This window comes from Streptomyces sp. NBC_01508 (genome assembly GCF_045040315.1).
Lineage (GTDB): Bacteria > Actinomycetota > Actinomycetes > Streptomycetales > Streptomycetaceae > Streptomyces.
This window is the reverse complement of sequence record NZ_CP109419.1, coordinates 2,332,232-2,349,219: the sequence shown is the minus strand read 5'-3', so window position 1 is coordinate 2,349,219 and position 16,988 is coordinate 2,332,232. Positions and strand designations below refer to the sequence as shown.

The following is a 16,988-nucleotide window of genomic DNA, read 5'->3' as shown; positions in this document are numbered from 1 at the left end:
AGGGCGGGGCCGACGGCGTCTGGTGCGTGCGATCGCAAGGCGGAGGGTCGTTCTCGTACTGGGCGTACTCGGATGCCTTCGAAAGACGCTGTCAACGCGGCGAGTGTGCGTGCCAGGCGTCGTCGGCCAGGCGGGACTTTCGAAATACGCCCTAGACCCTCACCGGGTCCTGAGCACTTCGCCCCATCGGGGCGGGCGCGCCGTATGACGCGGTCGCGTCCGCCCACTCCCCAATTTCTCACAGCAACACCGGTTCCAGGGAGCTGTTTTCCATGAGCGCCGAGCCTTCGGATCCCCGCGGCCGATTCACGTACTGGCGGCTGCGCTTCCGCGCCTGGCGGGGTACTCGGCCGTTCTGGGCGGGGCTGTTCACACTCCTCAGCGGAGTGCCGATCGCCTACTTCCCTTATGCCGACATCAAGATCGGCCATCTCACGATGACCATGGCCACCACCGCGGGCGCCGGCTCGCTGATCATCGGTGTCCTGCTCGCCACGCTGGGTCTGACGATGTGGTTCCACAGCATCGTGCGGGTGTTCGCCGGTGTCGCCACGATTCTGCTGGCACTCGTCTCGATACCCGTGTCGAACCTCGGAGGATTCGTGTTCGGCGCGCTGCTCGCCCTCGTCGGCGGCGGACTGTCCCTTGCCTGGGCACCCGGCCGACCGGCGGACGAGGAGCACGCGGACGATCCGGGTGACGGCCGGTCGGCCAAGCACGCGGCCGTACGGCGGCAGACATTCCAGCCCGACGGCGGCGCCGTCGACCCGGGCACCCCGGACGGGGTCGGGGACGGCCCTCTTTCCCCCGGCCCGTCCGACGGGGACCCGAACCTGACGGAGACGACTGCCCATGCCAACGGCGGGAGGAACAGTGCGGGGTGACGACACGCGGCCGGAGACGGCCGGAGGCGGGCAGGCCCGCGAGAGAAGCGGCCCGCGCCACGCCGCCCCCAGGAAGTCGCTGCTGACCAAACTCCAGATCCCGGCCGGCAAGGCGTTCGCGCTGGCCGCGATGCCGACGGCGGTGTTCGTCGGGATGGGGCTCACGCCCCGGCTCGCGCTCGCCGACGACGCCAAGGACATCCCGTTCGCGCCGGGGCCGTGTGTCACCCGCTCCGACGAGCCGCCTGAGGAGTCGGCTTCGCCGTCGCCGTCCGAGAAGCCGTCGGAGAAGCCGTCGGAGAAGCCGTCGGAGAAGCCGTCGGAGAAGCCGTCGGACGATCCGTCAGGGGATGCCACGGAGCAGCCGAAGCCGCCCACCGGCGGTGACGGTCCCGAGCCCACGCCCGGCGAGACACCACCCGCGTCCGACGCGGACAAGCCGGCCGCGCCGAAGGAGCCCGCACCGGAGCCGAGCGCGTCGGAGCCGAGGAACCCGCTGGACCCGCTGGGTGTGGGTGACGCGCTGGGCGACCTCCTCGGCGTACCGGACAAGGAGACCGACAAGCCGGCCGACCCGGCACCGGACAAACCGGCAGACCCGGAGCCCGAGAAGCCGGAGAAGCCGGAGCCCGGCAAGCCCGGCGATGCCGACAGCACCGAGGATGCCATCAGGGACGCCGCGGACAAGGTCGGGGCGGAGGTCGAGGAACTGGACGACGCCGCGAAGGGACTTGAGGCCCGCAAGGACGACGACATCCCCGAGGGCGCCGACGGCAAGCCGCGATTCCCCTGCCCGGAGGCCGACCCGGAGGCGCTGGCCGCCGCCGAACTGGAGCCCGGCATCCCGCTGTTGCCGGACGACCCGTGGAAGCTGGAGAGCACCAAGCTCACACTGCGGGGTCTGAACTACCACGGCATCGTCGAGGTGAAGACGGGCAGCGGGAAGATCAAGAAGGCGCTGAAGTTCACGGCGTCGGAGGTGGACATCAAGGACCTGCACCAGAAGGTCGTCTACCCCCAGGGCCGTACGGCGCACGTGGCGAGCAGGCAGGACTCGACGTCGACCATCCGGGACGGTCAAGTCACCATGTATACGGAGGAGTTGAAGGGCAACCTGTTCGGTCTGATCCCGATCACGTTCAGCCCGGAGACTCCGCCGCCGCTCGATGTCCCGTTCGCGTTCTTCACGGACGTGGAGGTGGTTCAGGCGGGGCAGTTCGGCGGGACGCTCACTGTTCCCGGCCTGAACAACTACATCACCGACTAGGTCGCGGGTTGGTTTCACCGGGTCCGGCCGGCCGGTGGCCGGGTCTGTCCTCAATCGCCGGACGGGCTTGAGATGCCCGGCGGACGGGCTGAAGTGCTTGCCGGGCGGGCCGCTCAAGCGGCCCGCCCGGCGGGCGTTCGGTCAGCTCTGGGCGGTGACCGTGTCGCCCAGATGGTGGACGCGGACCATGTTCGTCGTGCCCGGGACGCCCGGCGGGGAGCCGGCCGTGATGATCATCGTGTCCGCCTCGCTGTAGCGCTGGAGCTTCAGCAGCTCCGCGTCCACGAGGTCGACCATCGCGTCCGTGGTGTTCACGTGCGGTACGACGAACGACTCGACGCCCCAGCTCAGCGAGAGCTGGTTGCGCGTCGCCTCGTCCGTCGTGAAGGCGAGGATCGGCTGGCAGGTGCGGTAGCGCGAGAGGCGGCGGGCCGTGTCGCCGGACTGGGTGAAGGCGATCAGCGCCTTGCCGCCCAGGAAGTCCGCGATCTCACAGGCGGCCCTGGCGACCGCGCCACCCTGCGTACGGGGCTTCTTGCCCGGCACGAGCGGCTGGAGGCCCTTGGAAAGCAGCTCGGTCTCGGCCGCGACGACGATCTTCGACATCGTCTTGACCGTCTCGGTCGGATACGCGCCGACGGACGACTCCGCCGACAGCATGACCGCGTCGGCCCCGTCCAGGATCGCGTTCGCCACGTCGGACGCCTCGGCGCGCGTCGGGCGGGAGTTGGTGATCATCGACTCCATCATCTGGGTCGCCACGATCACCGGCTTGGCGTTGCGGCGGCACAGCTCGATGAGGCGCTTCTGCACCATCGGGACCTTTTCGAGCGGGTACTCGACCGCCAGGTCGCCACGGGCCACCATGATGCTGTCGAACGCCGCGACGACGGCCTCCATGTTGGCGACGGCCTGCGGCTTCTCGACCTTCGCGATGACGGGGACCCGGCGGCCCTCCTCGTCCATGATCTTGTGCACGTCGTTGATGTCGTCCGCGTCGCGCACGAACGACAGCGCGATCATGTCGCAGCCCATCCGCAGGGCGAAGCGCAGGTCTTCGACGTCCTTCTCGGAGAGCGCCGGGACATTGACCGCCGTACCCGGAAGGTTGATGCCCTTGTGGTCGGAGATGACCCCGCCCTCGATGACCAGGGTCCGGACGCGGGGACCCTCGACCTCGGTCACGCGCAGCTCGACGTTGCCGTCGTTGATCAGGACCTGGTCGCCCTTGGTGACATCGCCCGGCAGGCCCTTGTAGGTGGTGCCGCAGATGCCCTTGTCGCCGGCGACGTCCTCGGTGGTGATGATGAACTCGTCACCCCGCACCAGCTCGACGGGACCCTCGGCGAAGGTCTCCAGCCGGATCTTCGGGCCCTGGAGGTCGACCAGCACGCCCACGGCCCGGCCGGTGGCCTCGGCCGCCTTGCGGACGCGGTGGTACCGCTCCTCGTGCTCGGGGTGGGACCCGTGGCTCATATTCAGTCGGGCCACGTTCATGCCGGCCTCGATGAGCGATTTCAACTGCTCGTACGAGTCGACGGCGGGGCCTAGGGTGCAGACGATTTTGGAACGGCGCATAAGGCGGATCCTATCGGTTTGTTTCGGCTCGGAATATTCCGTCTGGCGGAATGTACAAATGGGCGGGGCGGCGCTCAGGCGTCGACCAATGCGAAGGTCTGGCGGGCGATCTCCATTTCCTCATCGGTCGGCACCACGGCGACGGCGACACGTGCGCCTTCCGGCGATACGAGGCGCGGCTCGCCGGACCGTACGGCGTTCAGCTCCGCGTCGACGGCCAGCCCCAGCTCCCCGAGCCCGGCGATCGCGGCCTCCCGCACCGGTGCCGCGTTCTCGCCGACGCCCGCGGTGAACACCACCGCGTCCACCCGGCCGAGCACCGCGTAATAGGCGCCGATGTACTTCTTCAGACGGTGGATGTAAATATCGAAGGCCAGCGTCGCCGCGGCGTCACCCGCGTCGACCCGGCGGCGGATCTCCCGCATGTCGTTGTCACCGCACAGCCCCGTCAACCCGCTCTTCTTGTTGAGCAGTTGATCGATCTCGTCGGTGTTCATCCCGGCGACCCGCTCCAGATGGAAGACCACCGCCGGATCGATGTCCCCGGAGCGCGTACCCATCACCAGCCCCTCCAGCGGGGTCAGCCCCATCGAGGTGTCCACGCAGCGCCCGCCCGCGACGGCCGACGCCGACGCCCCGTTGCCCAGGTGCAGCACGATCAGATTCAGTTCCCCGGGCGGGCGCCCCAGCAGCTCGGCGGCCCGCCGGGAGACGTACGCGTGCGACGTGCCGTGGAAGCCGTAGCGCCGGATGCGGTGCGCGTCGGCGGTCGCGACGTCGATCGCGTACCGCGCGGCGTGCTCCGGCATCGTCGTGTGGAACGCGGTGTCGAAGACGGCGACCTGCGGCAGGTCGGGACGGAGCGCCCGCGCGGTCCTGATGCCGATGATGTTCGCCGGGTTGTGCAGTGGCGCCACCGGCACCAGCCGTTCGATCTCGGCGAGCACGGCGTCGTCGATCACCGTCGGGGCGCTGAACTGAAGCCCGCCGTGCACCACGCGGTGGCCGATCGCCGCCAGCTCGGGGGAGTCGATCCCCGCACCGTCCAGGGCCAGTTCGTCGGCGACGGCCCGCAGCGCCTCGTCGTGGTCGGTGATGCGCTCCGTACGCTCGCGCGCCTGGCCGTCCGACGGCGTGTGCACCAGCCGGGACGCGCTCTCGCCGATGCGCTCGACCAGGCCGGCGGCGAGCCGGGTGCCGTCGCGCATGTCCAGCAACTGGTACTTCACCGACGAGGAGCCGGAGTTGAGTACGAGGACTCGGGTGGCGTGCGAGGTCACGGGCGGGACGCCTTTCGTTCAGGAAACGGTGTGCGGGAGCGGTGCGCGGTCACGCGCCGTCGCCCTGCGCCTGGACCGCGGTGATCGCGACGGTATTGACGATGTCCTGGACCAGGGCGCCGCGCGACAGGTCGTTCACCGGCTTGCGCAGCCCCTGCATCACCGGACCCACCGCCACCGCGCCCGCCGAGCGCTGCACCGCCTTGTAGGTGTTGTTGCCGGTGTTCAGGTCGGGGAAGATCAGCACCGTCGCGCGCCCCGCCACCTCCGACTCCGGCAGCTTCGTCGCGGCGACGCTCGGCTCCACCGCCGCGTCGTACTGGATCGGCCCCTCGATCCGCAGCTCGGGCCGCGCCGCGCGCACCAGCTTCGTCGCCTCGCGCACCTTCTCGACGTCCGCGCCGGAGCCCGAGGTGCCCGTCGAGTACGAGAGCATCGCGATCCGCGGCTCGACCCCGAACCGGGCGGCGGTCGCCGCGGCCTGCACCGCGATGTCCGCGAGCTGCCCGGCGTCCGGGTCCGGGATCACCGCGCAGTCGCCGTACACCAGCACCCGGTCCGCCAGGCACATGAAGAAGACCGAGGAGACACTGGACGACGCCGTCGGTGTTTCGATGGCTTTGATGATCTCGAACGCCGGGCGGATCGTGGCCGCCGTGGAGTGGACGGAGCCCGAGACCATGCCGTCGGCCAGCCCCGCGTCGACCATCAGCGTGCCGAAGTAGTTCACGTCGGCCACCACGTCGTACGCCAGCTCCACCGACACACCCCGGTGCGCCCGCAACTGCGCGTACCGCTCGGCGAACCGCTGCCGCAGCGCGTCCGTCGCCGGGTCGACGAGCTGGGTGTCCGCCAGGTCGATACCGAGATCGGCGGCCTTCTTGACGATGGTGTCGACGTCCCCGAGGAGCGTCAGGTCGCACACGTCGCGGCGCAGCAGCACGTCCGCCGCGCGCAGCACCCGCTCCTCCGTGCCCTCCGGCAGGACGATCCGGCGCCGTACGGCGCGGGCCTGCTCCAGCAGGTCGTGCTCGAACATCATCGGCGTCACCCGGCCACTGCGGGCCACCGACATCCGGGCCAGCAGGTCGCCGGTGTCCACGTACCGCTCGAAGAGCCCCAGCGCAGTCTCCGCCTTGCGCGGCGTGTCGGCGTTCAACTTCCCTTCCAGCGCGAAGAGTTCACCCGCCGTGGGGAAGGATCCCGCGACCACCGAGACGACCGGGGTGCCGGGCGCGAGCTTGGAGGCGAGGGTGAGGACCGAATCGGCCGGCCGTTCGTCCAGCGTCAGCAGCACGCCCGCGATGGGCGGCGTCCCCGCCGAGTGCGCGGCGAGCGCGCCCACCACCAGATCCGCCCGGTCGCCCGGCGTGACCAGCAGACAGCCCGGAGTCAGCGCGCCCAGCAGGTTCGGCAGCATCGCGCCGCCGAAGACGAAGTCGAGCGCGTCGCGCGCCAGCCCCGCCTCGTCGCCGAGCAGCACCGTGCCGCCGAGGGCGCGGGTGATCTGCGCGACGGTCGGGGCGGCCAGCGCCGCCTCGTCGGGCAGTGTGTAGCAGGGCACCGGCAGCTGCTCTTTGAGGTGCGCGTCGATCGAGTCGCGGTCCTCGGGGGCCACGCGGTTCACGACCATCGCGAGGATGTCGCAGCCCAGTACGGCGTACGCCCGGTGGGCGTTGCGCGCCTCGGCCTGTATCGACTCGGCGTGCTGGCCCTTGCCGCCGACCACCGGTATGACCGAGGCGCCGAACTCGTTGGCCAGGCGCGCGTTGAGCGCCAGCTCGTCGGGCAGCGTGGTGTCGGCGAAGTCGGTACCGAGGACGAGCACCACCTCGTACTCCCGCGCGACCTCGTGGAAGCGCCGCACGAGCTGCTGGACCAGCTCGTCCGTACCGCCCTCGGCCTGGATCCCGGCGGCCTCCGCGTAGCCGAGGCCGTAACCGGACGCCGGGTCCTGTGTGAGCCGGTAACGGGCGCGCAGCAGATCGAACAGCCGGTCGGGGCCGTTGGCGTGGACGAGGGGGCGGAAGACGCCCACCCGGTCCACCTGGCGGGTCAGGAGCTCCATGACTCCCAGCTCGACGACCTGCCGGCCGTCTCCGCGTTCGATCCCGGTCACGTACACGCTGCGTGTCACGCGTGCTCTCCTGTTCGACGAAGATGGAGTGGGGGCGGACCGGCGGCGGTGGGGCTGGAAGGGGGAATTCCTGTTTCCGCCGTTAGGCCCGTTAGGGTGGCAACGCCCTCTTGACAATACCCGTGGGGGTGGGTAGTGGCGCCTTCAGGCCCTGGGCGGCACAGCCCCGCACCGGACCACCCCCCCGAGCGAGCAGGAGACACAGCACGATGCGTATCGGAGTCCTCACCGCAGGCGGCGACTGTCCCGGCCTGAACGCCGTGATCCGTTCGGTCGTCCACCGCGCCATGACCGGACACGGCGACGAGGTCATCGGCTTCGAGGACGGCTTCAAGGGCCTGCTCGACGGCCACTACCGCCCCCTCGACCTCGACTCCGTCAGCGGCATCCTGGCGCGCGGCGGCACGATCCTCGGCTCGGCCCGGCTGGAGCGCGGCCGGCTGCGGGAAGCGGCCGAGAGCGCCGACGAGCTGGGCCGTAAGTACGGCATCGACGCGCTGATCCCGATCGGCGGCGAGGGCACCCTCACGGCCGCCCGGATGCTCTCCGACGCGGGCATGCCCGTGGTGGGCGTACCGAAGACCATCGACAACGACATCTCGTCCACCGACCGCACCTTCGGCTTCGACACGGCCGTGATGGTCGCCACCGAGGCCATCGACCGGCTCAAGACCACCGCCGAGTCGCACCAGCGCGTCATGGTCGTCGAGGTCATGGGCCGGCACGCCGGATGGATCGCGCTGGAGTCGGGCATGGCGGGCGGCGCGCACGGCATCTGTCTGCCGGAGCGGCCCTTCGAGGTCGACAGCATCGTGAAGATGGTCGAGGAGCGCTTCTCCCGCGGCAAGAAGTTCGCGGTCATCTGCGTCGCCGAGGGCGCGCACCCGGCGGAGGGCTCGATGCACTACGTGAAGGGCGAGATCGACCAGTTCGGCCACGAACGCTTCGAGGGCATCGGCAACCGCCTCGCGGGCGAGCTGGAGCGGCGCCTGGGCAAGGAGGCCAGGCCGGTCATCCTCGGCCATGTGCAGCGTGGGGGCACACCGACGGCGTACGACCGGGTGCTGGCGACCCGCTTCGGCTGGCACGCGGTGGAGGCGGTGCACAACGGTGACTTCGGCCGGATGACGGCGCTGCACGGCACGCGGGTGGCGATGGTGCCGCTCGCGGAGGCGGTCACCCGCCTCAAGACGGTGCCGGAGAACCGGATGTTCGAGGCGGAGTCGGTCTTCTAGGGCGCGTGGGTCGCGTCCGGAAAGTAGCGAACCCCGCCCGCGGGCGGGGTTCGCTGCGGCTGGTGCGGTGCATCGCAGGGGGGAGACTGACCGGCCGTGGAGGGCCTACCAGGTGAGGTGCCGCCCGTCCGGTCCGACGTGTAGTTGTAGACGGTCAGCGGGCGGCTTGTTGGCTTCCTGCCAACGGGTGATCTGGTCGGTGACGGCGTCCCACAAGCGGATGGGGCCGGACTGTCGGGCGTGCCATTGGTCTCCGTCTTTAAAGACGGCCGCCCATGCTCCGGCTTCTACGTCGATCAGTACGAGTTCAATTCGTCTGCGTTTGCGGGTCGATTCCCGCGTATCGCCACGGGGAGGACTCCCCGTTTCGCAGCGGAGCCAAGGGCGTCGTAGCAGATGAACAGGCGCCCGGTGCTGGTCACCACCGAATATGAGGACCCAACCGCAGATTTGGTGATCGCGGAATTGAACTGTGTTCAACGGTTCTTCCCTTTCTTACCTGGCACGAGAGCGGACGCCTCGCGTTTCCTGTCGTCCAGGCGTGCATCCGTCCCCGGCCGACACGCGGCCCTTCCTGGTGCCGGCCCGCAGGGGGCGGCGTCCGCCTGCTGCCAGGCGCCCAGTCCGTCCGGCTTCCCAGGCAGCCGAACTCACCGGACGACCCGACGTTCGATCACGGCATCGGTTTCGACGGTCAACTCCTCGTCCTCATCCTCCGACAGGGGAAGCCGGTCACCCCGGCTGTGGGCAACACGAAGACTGTTCCGCAGCGCCAGGCTCAGGTGAGTGATGATCGAGCGGAGTTCGGTGACGGAGGGCTTTTCCTTCGCCACGGTCTTCTGTACGTCGTCGAGAAGGTCTTCGGCCATTCCGAGTTGCACGACTTCGATGTCGTCAGCCAGCCGGGACAGGTACGAACCCTTGTCGTCCGTGCTGAGGTAGGCGGGCTTTCCGCCCTCCCCGGTCCAGGGCAGCAACCGCATCACGGTGCCACCTCCACCGCTTGCGGTCGGCTGCACGCGTACGTGGTCGAGTCGGCCACGTACGCGTGCACTGGCACGCCAAGCGCGGGCGGCCCTGACGCGATTACTCCGATGAGTTCGGCTCGTTGCCGGATACTGCTCATGGCTGCTCGCTCCGTTCGGGCGGTCCATGCCCCCGGGCCGGTCGCTCGGCCGCGGGGGTCCTGTCTCGCTCTAGGCAACCGGTCGGCTACGCACAGCGGTACCGTTGAAGCGCAGGGCGTTATTAAGAGCGTTAAATGCGGAGGGCGGGGCACACACATGGGTGACCGGCAACCGAACGAGGGTCTGAAGAGGCTGTACGCCGCTACGGGTTGGACGCTGCGACGGTTCGCCCAAGAGGTGAACAAGGTCGCAACCGAGCGCGGTACACCTACGCGGTACCAGCCGCCATCCGCCCACCAGTGGCTAGACGGACACCTGCCCAAAGAGGAGGTGCGCCCCCTGATCTTGGAGGCGTTTGCCCGGCAACTGCAACGCCCGGTAACGCACGCTGAGGCTGGCTTCCCCGTGCCTGTCTACGACAGGCGCGACGTCAGCACGGTCGAAGGGCTACTGGACCTGGGCAGGCAAGACGTAGATCCTTCACGCCGCAGTGTCATAGGAGCGGGGACGAGACTCTTCTCTGTGGCTCTAGCCGTTCCCGGATGGCAGGACGTCGTAGGCCGTATGGAAGCGATCCAGACTGGACGAACGCAGCATATCGGCATGCCCGAAGTTGAATCCGTAATTGCCATGACAGATCGACTGTCCGACCTTGATGATCAATTCGGCGGGCGATATGCACGCCCCATGGCCGCCGCCTTCTTGGTCAACATTGTTGCCCCTTATATGAAAGCAGACGCGCCAAGCGTAGTGCGTAAGGCAATGATGTCCGCCGCATCTTTCTTGTGCTATCTCACAGGCTGGATGGCGGTAGATGAAGGATCGCACGGAACCGCTCAAAAATATTACGTAAAGGGTCTGGAACTTGCGGGTGCCAGTGATGACCACTTGACCTACTGTCACATTCTCCGTGGGATGTCGGTTCAATCCGTAGACTTGGGTCATGGCCCGACAGCGGCGAACTGGGCTAATGCGGCAAGTGAGGCATCCCCTACGGCCGGCCCTAGAATGACGGCTTTCATGGCGGGTCAACAAGCCCACTCCTATGCCGTTGCAGGGGAACGCTCTAATGCCCTTTACAGCATCCGGCAAACCGAAGCCGCCCTGAACAAGGCAGACAGTCAGCGGGGGACCTTCGGCGGCTATAACGCCGCCACGTTTGCCTATCACACCGCGCAAGTCAGGTATGCGCTAGGCGATGTTGCCGGGAGCGTGGAGTCTCTACAGTTGTGTTTCCGTTTGCGCAATTCAAAAAATGATTCCCACCGAGGGGATTTGCGATTCGGTGCAATGTTGGCGGAGCGTCAACTAGCTATCGGTCATTTGGATGCGGCGTGCGCCACGTGGGGCACGGTAGTGGACGGCTGTCCTGCAATTCGATCTGGACAAGTCGATAATCACGTCACGGAAATGTTCCGGCTCATCCGCCCGCACCTCAAGAACTCAGCCGCGCGTGATCTCTACGAGCGGGCCCGGCTTGCCGCGCCATTGCTGGCAGCCTGAGCTAGTAGGTGCCCGTGAGGTGCGGGCGCTCCCACAGGTCCGTGCGTCTGCCCGGTACTGTCACTTCCCGGCGCGGTTCCGTCTTCGGCGTCGTCTCCAGTTCCGCCGCGCGGGCCTCCCGCTTAGCTATCTCCCCGGCCCCCAGCGCACGCGCGGCTGCCGACTTCGCGTCACGCTTGCGCGGGGTCAAACCCAGGGCGGGTGAGCGGAGTTCCGTCCGGCTCCCGGCGGGCGCGTCCCTCAGCGTTGGGTCGGTGAGGGCACCCCCGGTACGAAGGGCGTGTCTCGCGCCGTGCGTCTCGCCCTGTGGGCGGACGGGGCTCCGTCCGAAACGCGCGCCGGGTCCGGCGTGGGCAGCAGCCCGCCCGGACCCGGAGCTTCGGCGCGGGTGCGCCAGGTGACGTTAGGCTCCGAGCGACGCGTTCAGGCGGGTACGGAGCGCAGCCGGGTCCGCGCCGCACTCGCGGAGCAGGCGGGTGGGCGCGCCCTCGGGGTCGGCCAGCAGGGCCGCCAGCAGATGCGTCGTGCCGACCGTCTCGGCCTTCCGTTCGGCCGCCAGCAGCCGGGCCGCGGCCACCACCTTGTCCGCCTCGGCGCTCAGCTTCACGGCGCCCGGGCCGGGAGTCGTCGCCGACGGGCCCGCCGCCGAGGCCGCCGCGCGTACGAGATCGACCTGCCGTACCCCCTCCGAACGCAGCATGTCCGCAACGGAGTTGGCCGCCCACAGCTTCTCGGGCAGCGACTCCCCGGCCACGACGAGCCCCCGGTCCAGGGCCGGGACGGCGAGCAGCAGGTCCACCGGCTCCGCCGCCGTACGGCCGTACCGGACCGCCTGACGCCGGGCCTCGTGGTTGACCACCAGCAGGACCGGTGCCCCGTCGCCCGCCGTGCGCGCCATCCACGACAGCATGCCGCGCGCCCACCACACGCCGCGCTCGCCCAGAAGCCCGGCCCGGCCCAGCAACTGGACGCTGCCGGGCGCGGCTTCCTTCTCGGCGGTCCAGGGGGTGGCGCCTCCCCGTACGGCCTCGGCCTGGGCGTCCAACGCGGAGGCCGCCGCGTCCAGATCCACCCGGCACAGCGTCAGGGCCTCCAGCGCCCTGCTCCCGGGCGTCGCCAGCATGGCCCGTGCCAGATGGCGCCCGTGCGCGTCGGGTGAGCCCTCCTCACGGGCCAGCCGCAGGGCACCCAGCAGGGTTTGCCGCAGCGCCCCGGACGGCTCGGGCGGCTGGGGCGCGGATGCCGCCTCCTCGGGCTCACTCGGGCGCCGTCCGGAGTCGCGGATCTCCGCCAGCGCCTCCCGCCAGGCGGCGTCCATCTCGATGACGTCGTCAGGGTCGTCGGCGCCCTCGGCCCCGGCGCCGTCCGCCCCGGCGGACGCGCTGTCGTCGCGCGCCCAGTGCCGCTCGTCGCGAGCGCTGATCTGCGCGGATACGGAGGTGGACTCCCGCATGCCGGAGACCAGGGCGGACTCAAGCTCATCGGTGTCGTCCAGGAAGGTGAAAAGGAGGTGCTCGGTGCCCACGACGCCGCTCGTGCTGCCGGCCTCCTGACTCCCCGCCCGGCGCGTCGCCCGACGCACAGCCCGGGACAGCACCCCGATGGCGTCCGAGGCGAATTCGGTCGTCGTGACGGTGGTCGGCGCGGCGGTCTGCCCTTGCTCCATGGTGCGTCTCCTGGTTTCGGATACAGCGAACTACGCTGATGAGGACGCCCCTGCGCGAGCGGCCGGTTCATTCCTGACGAAGATCCGCCGTGAAGTCCACTACCCCTTCACCGCACCACCCAGCGCGAAGCCCCCGCCCAGCTTGCGCGAGATCAGGATGTAGAGCAGCAGCACCGGTGTCGAGTAGAGGATCGAGAACGCCGCCAACTGGCCGTAGACCACCGAGCCGTAGTTGCCGAAGAACGTGAAGATCGATACGGACGCCGGCAGTTGGTCGGGGGACAGCAGCAGCATGAAGGGGACGAAGAAGTTCCCCCAGAGCTGGATGAACGTGTAGATCATCACGACCGTCATGCCCGGCCCCATCAGGGGCAGCACGATCCGCGTCAGGGTCTGGATCATCGAGGCACCGTCCGTCCACGCCGCCTCTTCGAGGACCGTCGGCACCCCGTCCATGAAGTTCTTCATCAGCCAGATGGAGAAGGGCAGTTGGGACGCCGCGAGGAAGAGCGCCGTGCCGTACATCGTGTCGATCAGGTTGACCTGGACGAACAGCCCGTACACCGGGACCATGATCGCGGTGATCGGCAGACATGTCGTGAACAGGATGGTCAGCAGATACGGGCGGCTGAACCGCGAGCGGTAGCGGGACAGCGGGTACGCCGCCAGCGCCGCGCACACCACCGTCAGCAGCGTCGCACTGCCGCACAGCAGCAGGCTGTTGAGCATCGGCGTGAACGTGATCTCGTCGGTGAGGACCGCGCCGAAGTTCTCCGTGGTCGGCGCCGACGGCAGCCGTACCCGCAGATCCGCCTCGGCGTCGACCGAGGACAGCAGCAGCCACAGCAGCGGCAGCAGGAAGGCCGCGGCCACGGTCAGCAGCGCGGCGTCCGAGGCGAGCCGGACGCGAGTGGCGCGCTTCATCACACCTCCACCTTGAGTAGACGCACATAGACGATCGAGAACAGCGCGCCCACGAGAAGCAGCAGCAGCGCGACCGCCGTGCCGTAACCGATCAGGCTCTTGAGGAACGCCTGGTCGTACATGAACACCGGCAGCGTCTGGCTCCGGTTGCCGGGGCCGCCGCGCGTCATCGCCCAGATCAGTCCGAAGACGGACAGCGTCGAGAGCGTGTTGAGCATCAGATTGGTGGCGATGGAACGCCGGATCATCGGCAGCGTGACGTACCACAGCCGCCGTACCCCGTTCGCCCCGTCGACCTCCGCCGCCTCCGTGATCTCCTTCGGGATCTCGGACAGCGCGGCGGAGTAGATCAGCATCGAGAACGCCGTGCCGCGCCACACGTTGGCGAACGACACCGCCAGGATCGGCAGGGTGAACAGCCAGTTCTGGGACGGCAGATGGAGCCAGTCCAAGATGGCGTTCAGCGTCCCCTCGCGGCGGAAGAACGCGTACAGCAGGAACGCCGCGACGATCTCCGGCAGCACCCACGCCGCGACCACCACGGCGCCCGTGACGGTCCGCACCGGCCGGGACGCGGCCCGCATCAGACCGGCCAGCGCCAGCCCGATCGTGTTCTGGCCGACGATCGACGACACGAAGGTGAAGACGAGCGTCAGCCAGACCGCGTTACGGAAGTTGTCGTCCGCGAAGGCCCGCCGGAAGTTGTCCAGACCGACGAAGTCCGACGTGGACGAACCCGTCAACTGCGTGTTGGTGAAGGCGATCCAGACGCAGTAGCCGATCGGCCCGGCGAGGAACAGCAGCAGCAGGATCGTCGCCGGGGCGAGGGGCAGCCAGCGCGCGGGGCGCGCCTTGCGCCCGTTGCGGCCGTCATCGCCCTTGCCCCCGCGGCCCGCGCGGCCCCCGGCAGGCACCGCGGGCCCGCTCTTGCTCACCGGGCCGCCCGCGGTGCTCACCGCGCTCACGGCGCGCCCGCCGTCACCGCCGCCGCGGCTGTCGTGCTCACTTGTCGACCACCGAGCCGTCGGCGATGGTCTTCAACTGCTCGTCGTACGCCTTCGCCGCCTCCGCCGCCGACGCGTCACCCGTCGTCACCGACTCCATGGCCTCGCCGATGGCGGACGACACCTGGGGGTAGACAGGCAGCGCGGGACGGTAGTTGGTCACCTCGACGAGCTTGGTGAAGAAGTCGATACCGGGCATCGACTTCAGATACCTCGGATCGGCCGCCACGTCCTCACGCACGGCGATCTGCGCGCCGACGACGTTCCACTCGACGGCGTTCTCCGGCGTCTGCTGCGTCTTGATGAACTCGAAGGCCAGCTCCGGGTTCTGGGCCTTCGCCGGGATCGACCACGCCCACCCGCCGGACATCGACACACTGCCGGGCGCCTGCCCGTTCTGCGTCGGCATCGGCGTCTGGGCCAGCTCGGTGGACCACTCGGGCCACTCCTTGGGACCCTTGTTGATCCAGTTCTGCCCCATCCAGGAACCGTCGAGGGAGATCGCCAGCTTGCCCTCGGGGAAGAACTCGGTCGCGACGCGCGTCCCGATGTTGGGGTCGAGCGCGTCGGAGACGTCGGGCCCCAACTTCTCGGAGTACACGGTCCGTACGAAGTCCAGCGCGTCCGTGAAGCCCTTGTTGCCGGCCACCCACTTCTTCGCCGACGGGTCGTAGAGCGGGTCCGCGCCCGTGCCGTACAGCAGCATCTCGAAGCCCTGCATCACCGCGGCCTCGCCGGGACCCTTGCCGGTGTAGACGTTGAGCGGGATCGCGTCCGGGACCTCACGCTTGATCGTGCGCGCCGCGTCCAGGACCTCCGCCCAGTTCTTGGGCTGCCAGTCGGCGGGCAGCCCCGCTTCGGCGAAGATCTTCTTGTTGAACCACAGGCCGCGGGTGTCGGTGCCGTCCGGGACGCCGTACGTCTTCCCGTCCTCCGCCTTGGCGGCCGACTTCGCCGTGTCGACGAACTGGTCCCACTGGTCCCACTTGTTCAGATACTCGTCCAGCGGGCGCAGATAGCCGGCCTTGATGTCGGAGTTGATACGGAAGGTGTCCTCGTAGACCAGATCGGGCGCGGTCTTCGGGGAGCGCATCATCTGCTGCGCCTTGGTGGCGTAGTCGTTGTCCGGGGCCTGGATCGGGATCAGTTCGACCTTCTTGCCCGGGTTGTCCTTCTCGAACTGCTTCTTCACGGACTCCAGATAGGCGTCCTTGAAACGGATCTTGTTGTCCGTCGATCTGTTGTAGGCCACCTTCACGGTGTCCGGATCGCTGCCGGACCCGCCGCCGCACGCCGTGAGCGTACCGGCGGCCAGGACCGTGACGAGGATCAGTGGGGCGGTGGGGCGCACGGGCACGACCTCCTCTTTTAGCCACGAAGGGCTGCCCGGCGACCGTAGGTCTGCCTCAATCTCAAGGTCAATCCCCGTGCACCGCTCACTCCTTGCGGGGCACCAGCGGGCGGACCTCGGCGGCCGTGAAACGTACGAATCCCTCCGGGTCCGGTTCGTCGGGCGTCGGCTGGAGGACCACGGTGTCGGCCCCGGCCTCCGCCAGCGCCAGCACGGCCTCGGCGACGGCCTCCGCCGGGCCGGCGACCCCGTGCGGGAGGCCGGTGGCGTCCAACTCGGCGCGCAGCCGCGCGGCGGCGTCCGGGCCGGTCGCCGTGTGCAGATAGACGACCACCGGGTGGTGGCCGGTCCGCCCGGCCGACTCCCGCCCCTGCGCGATGAGTTGGCGGGAGCGGCGTACCTCGTCGGGTGTGGTGCCGCCCGTCAGGATGGTGCCGTCGGCGGCCTCGCCCGTCAGCCGCATCGTGCGCGGCCCGGTGGCCCCGGCGAAGACGGCGGGCGGCGCGGGGACGGTGGACGGCGGCCAGTCGAGGGCGACGCCGTCCAGCTTCACGTACCGCCCGTCCGTGGTCACCCGCTCACCCGCCAGCAGCGCGCGCAGCGCCACCAGGTGCTCGCGCAGCAGCGTCACGGGCGACTCGACGCGCGTACCGGTCTGCGCCATCCAGTCCTGCACCCCGTGGCCGACCCCGAGGAGGGGCCGCCCCGGAAACAGCCGGTGCAGGGTGGCGGCCTCCATCGCCGTCAGCGCGACATTGCGCAGCGGTACGGGGAGCAGCCCGACCCCGACACGCAGCCGCTGGGTCCAGGCCAGGGCCGCGGCGGCACTGGCGATGCCGCTCTCCAGGAAGCAGTCCTCCCAGAGCCACAGCTCCTCCAGGCCGGCGTCGTCCGCGGTGCGGGCGATGTCGCGGAGTCGTTCGGGGGGCAGTTGGGGGCGGAACACGGCGCCGAGAACAGTCATGGAGCCATTGTTCACCGGGCGGCGCGGGCGGAGCGACCGGGTTGACCGGCTGCCGCAAGTGACTTCGC

At 69.3% G+C, this 16,988-nt stretch carries 13 protein-coding genes; 4 read left to right on the top strand and 9 right to left on the bottom strand.

Annotated elements, in window-relative coordinates; all coding sequences use genetic code 11:
• Window positions 1-272 precede the first annotated feature (272 nt).
• Entirely contained in the window at window positions 273-884 is a 612-nt protein-coding gene (locus OG700_RS10510; protein ID WP_405612121.1) for a DUF6114 domain-containing protein, read from the top strand.
• Window positions 874-2,151 (top strand): hypothetical protein, encoded by a 1,278-nt coding sequence (locus tag OG700_RS10505; RefSeq protein ID WP_405612119.1) that lies wholly within the window; start codon window positions 874-876, stop codon window positions 2,149-2,151. The genes OG700_RS10510 and OG700_RS10505 overlap by 11 nt, the downstream gene beginning before the upstream one ends.
• 141 nt (window positions 2,152-2,292) lie before the next feature.
• Here OG700_RS10505 and pyk read toward each other — a convergent pair whose 3' ends face one another.
• The 3 genes from pyk to pta form a co-directional block, all read right to left on the bottom strand.
• Window positions 2,293-3,729 carry a pyruvate kinase gene (gene pyk / locus OG700_RS10500; RefSeq protein ID WP_405612117.1) on the bottom strand — a complete coding sequence of 479 codons (1,437 nt, stop codon included), beginning with the start codon at window positions 3,727-3,729 and terminating at the stop codon, window positions 2,293-2,295.
• Window positions 3,730-3,803: 74 nt separating this feature from the next.
• Entirely contained in the window at window positions 3,804-5,009 is a 1,206-nt protein-coding gene (locus tag OG700_RS10495; RefSeq protein WP_405612115.1) for an acetate kinase, read from the bottom strand.
• Between the two features lie 49 nt (window positions 5,010-5,058).
• Window positions 5,059-7,146: a phosphate acetyltransferase gene (pta, locus tag OG700_RS10490; RefSeq protein ID WP_405612113.1), complete on the bottom strand. Its 2,088-nt coding sequence runs from the start codon at window positions 7,144-7,146 to the stop codon at window positions 5,059-5,061.
• Between the two features lie 209 nt (window positions 7,147-7,355).
• On the opposite strand from pta, the gene OG700_RS10485 reads away from it, so the two are divergent.
• Window positions 7,356-8,381 (top strand): ATP-dependent 6-phosphofructokinase, encoded by a 1,026-nt coding sequence (locus OG700_RS10485; protein ID WP_405612111.1) that lies wholly within the window; start codon window positions 7,356-7,358, stop codon window positions 8,379-8,381.
• Window positions 8,382-9,031: 650 nt separating this feature from the next.
• Here the strand turns inward: OG700_RS10485 and OG700_RS10480 are convergent.
• Window positions 9,032-9,400, bottom strand: a complete 369-nt coding sequence (locus OG700_RS10480) for a hypothetical protein (protein ID WP_405612109.1) — start codon at window positions 9,398-9,400, stop codon at window positions 9,032-9,034.
• A 264-nt stretch (window positions 9,401-9,664) separates the two neighbouring features.
• Here OG700_RS10480 and OG700_RS10475 point away from each other — a divergent pair, with 264 nt between their 5' ends.
• Window positions 9,665-11,011 (top strand): tetratricopeptide repeat protein, encoded by a 1,347-nt coding sequence (locus OG700_RS10475; RefSeq protein WP_405612107.1) that lies wholly within the window; start codon window positions 9,665-9,667, stop codon window positions 11,009-11,011.
• A 403-nt stretch (window positions 11,012-11,414) separates the two neighbouring features.
• Here the strand turns inward: OG700_RS10475 and OG700_RS10470 are convergent, their stop codons facing one another.
• The 5 genes from OG700_RS10470 to OG700_RS10450 all read right to left on the bottom strand — a co-directional run bounded on the left by OG700_RS10470 (window position 11,415) and on the right by OG700_RS10450 (window position 16,920).
• Complete coding sequence (locus tag OG700_RS10470) at window positions 11,415-12,677, bottom strand: Clp protease N-terminal domain-containing protein (protein ID WP_405612105.1); 1,263 nt, start codon at window positions 12,675-12,677, stop codon at window positions 11,415-11,417.
• A gap of 99 nt (window positions 12,678-12,776) precedes the next feature.
• Entirely contained in the window at window positions 12,777-13,601 is an 825-nt protein-coding gene (locus OG700_RS10465; RefSeq protein WP_405612103.1) for a carbohydrate ABC transporter permease, read from the bottom strand.
• The gene (locus OG700_RS10460; protein ID WP_405621584.1) at window positions 13,601-14,515 is read right to left on the bottom strand and encodes a carbohydrate ABC transporter permease; all 915 of its coding nucleotides are present in this window, start codon (window positions 14,513-14,515) and stop codon (window positions 13,601-13,603) included. The genes OG700_RS10465 and OG700_RS10460 overlap by 1 nt, the downstream gene beginning before the upstream one ends.
• A gap of 88 nt (window positions 14,516-14,603) precedes the next feature.
• Window positions 14,604-15,956: an extracellular solute-binding protein gene (locus tag OG700_RS10455; protein ID WP_405612101.1), complete on the bottom strand. Its 1,353-nt coding sequence runs from the start codon at window positions 15,954-15,956 to the stop codon at window positions 14,604-14,606.
• Window positions 15,957-16,041: 85 nt separating this feature from the next.
• Window positions 16,042-16,920 carry an LLM class flavin-dependent oxidoreductase gene (locus tag OG700_RS10450; RefSeq protein ID WP_405612099.1) on the bottom strand — a complete coding sequence of 293 codons (879 nt, stop codon included), beginning with the start codon at window positions 16,918-16,920 and terminating at the stop codon, window positions 16,042-16,044.
• Between the last annotated feature and the right edge of the window lie 68 nt (window positions 16,921-16,988).

What these genes read in the sequence shown, in the direction of transcription:
- OG700_RS10510 (WP_405612121.1), top strand. Translation starts at nt 273, where the DNA reads ATGAGCGCCGAGCCTTCGGATCCCCGCGGCCGATTCACGTACTGGCGG.
- OG700_RS10450 (WP_405612099.1), bottom strand. Translation starts at nt 16,920, where the DNA reads ATGACTGTTCTCGGCGCCGTGTTCCGCCCCCAACTGCCCCCCGAACGA.
- OG700_RS10465 (WP_405612103.1), bottom strand. Translation starts at nt 13,601, where the DNA reads ATGAAGCGCGCCACTCGCGTCCGGCTCGCCTCGGACGCCGCGCTGCTG.
- OG700_RS10470 (WP_405612105.1), bottom strand. Translation starts at nt 12,677, where the DNA reads ATGGAGCAAGGGCAGACCGCCGCGCCGACCACCGTCACGACGACCGAA.
- pyk (WP_405612117.1), bottom strand. Translation starts at nt 3,729, where the DNA reads ATGCGCCGTTCCAAAATCGTCTGCACCCTAGGCCCCGCCGTCGACTCG.
- OG700_RS10485 (WP_405612111.1), top strand. Translation starts at nt 7,356, where the DNA reads ATGCGTATCGGAGTCCTCACCGCAGGCGGCGACTGTCCCGGCCTGAAC.
- OG700_RS10475 (WP_405612107.1), top strand. Translation starts at nt 9,665, where the DNA reads ATGGGTGACCGGCAACCGAACGAGGGTCTGAAGAGGCTGTACGCCGCT.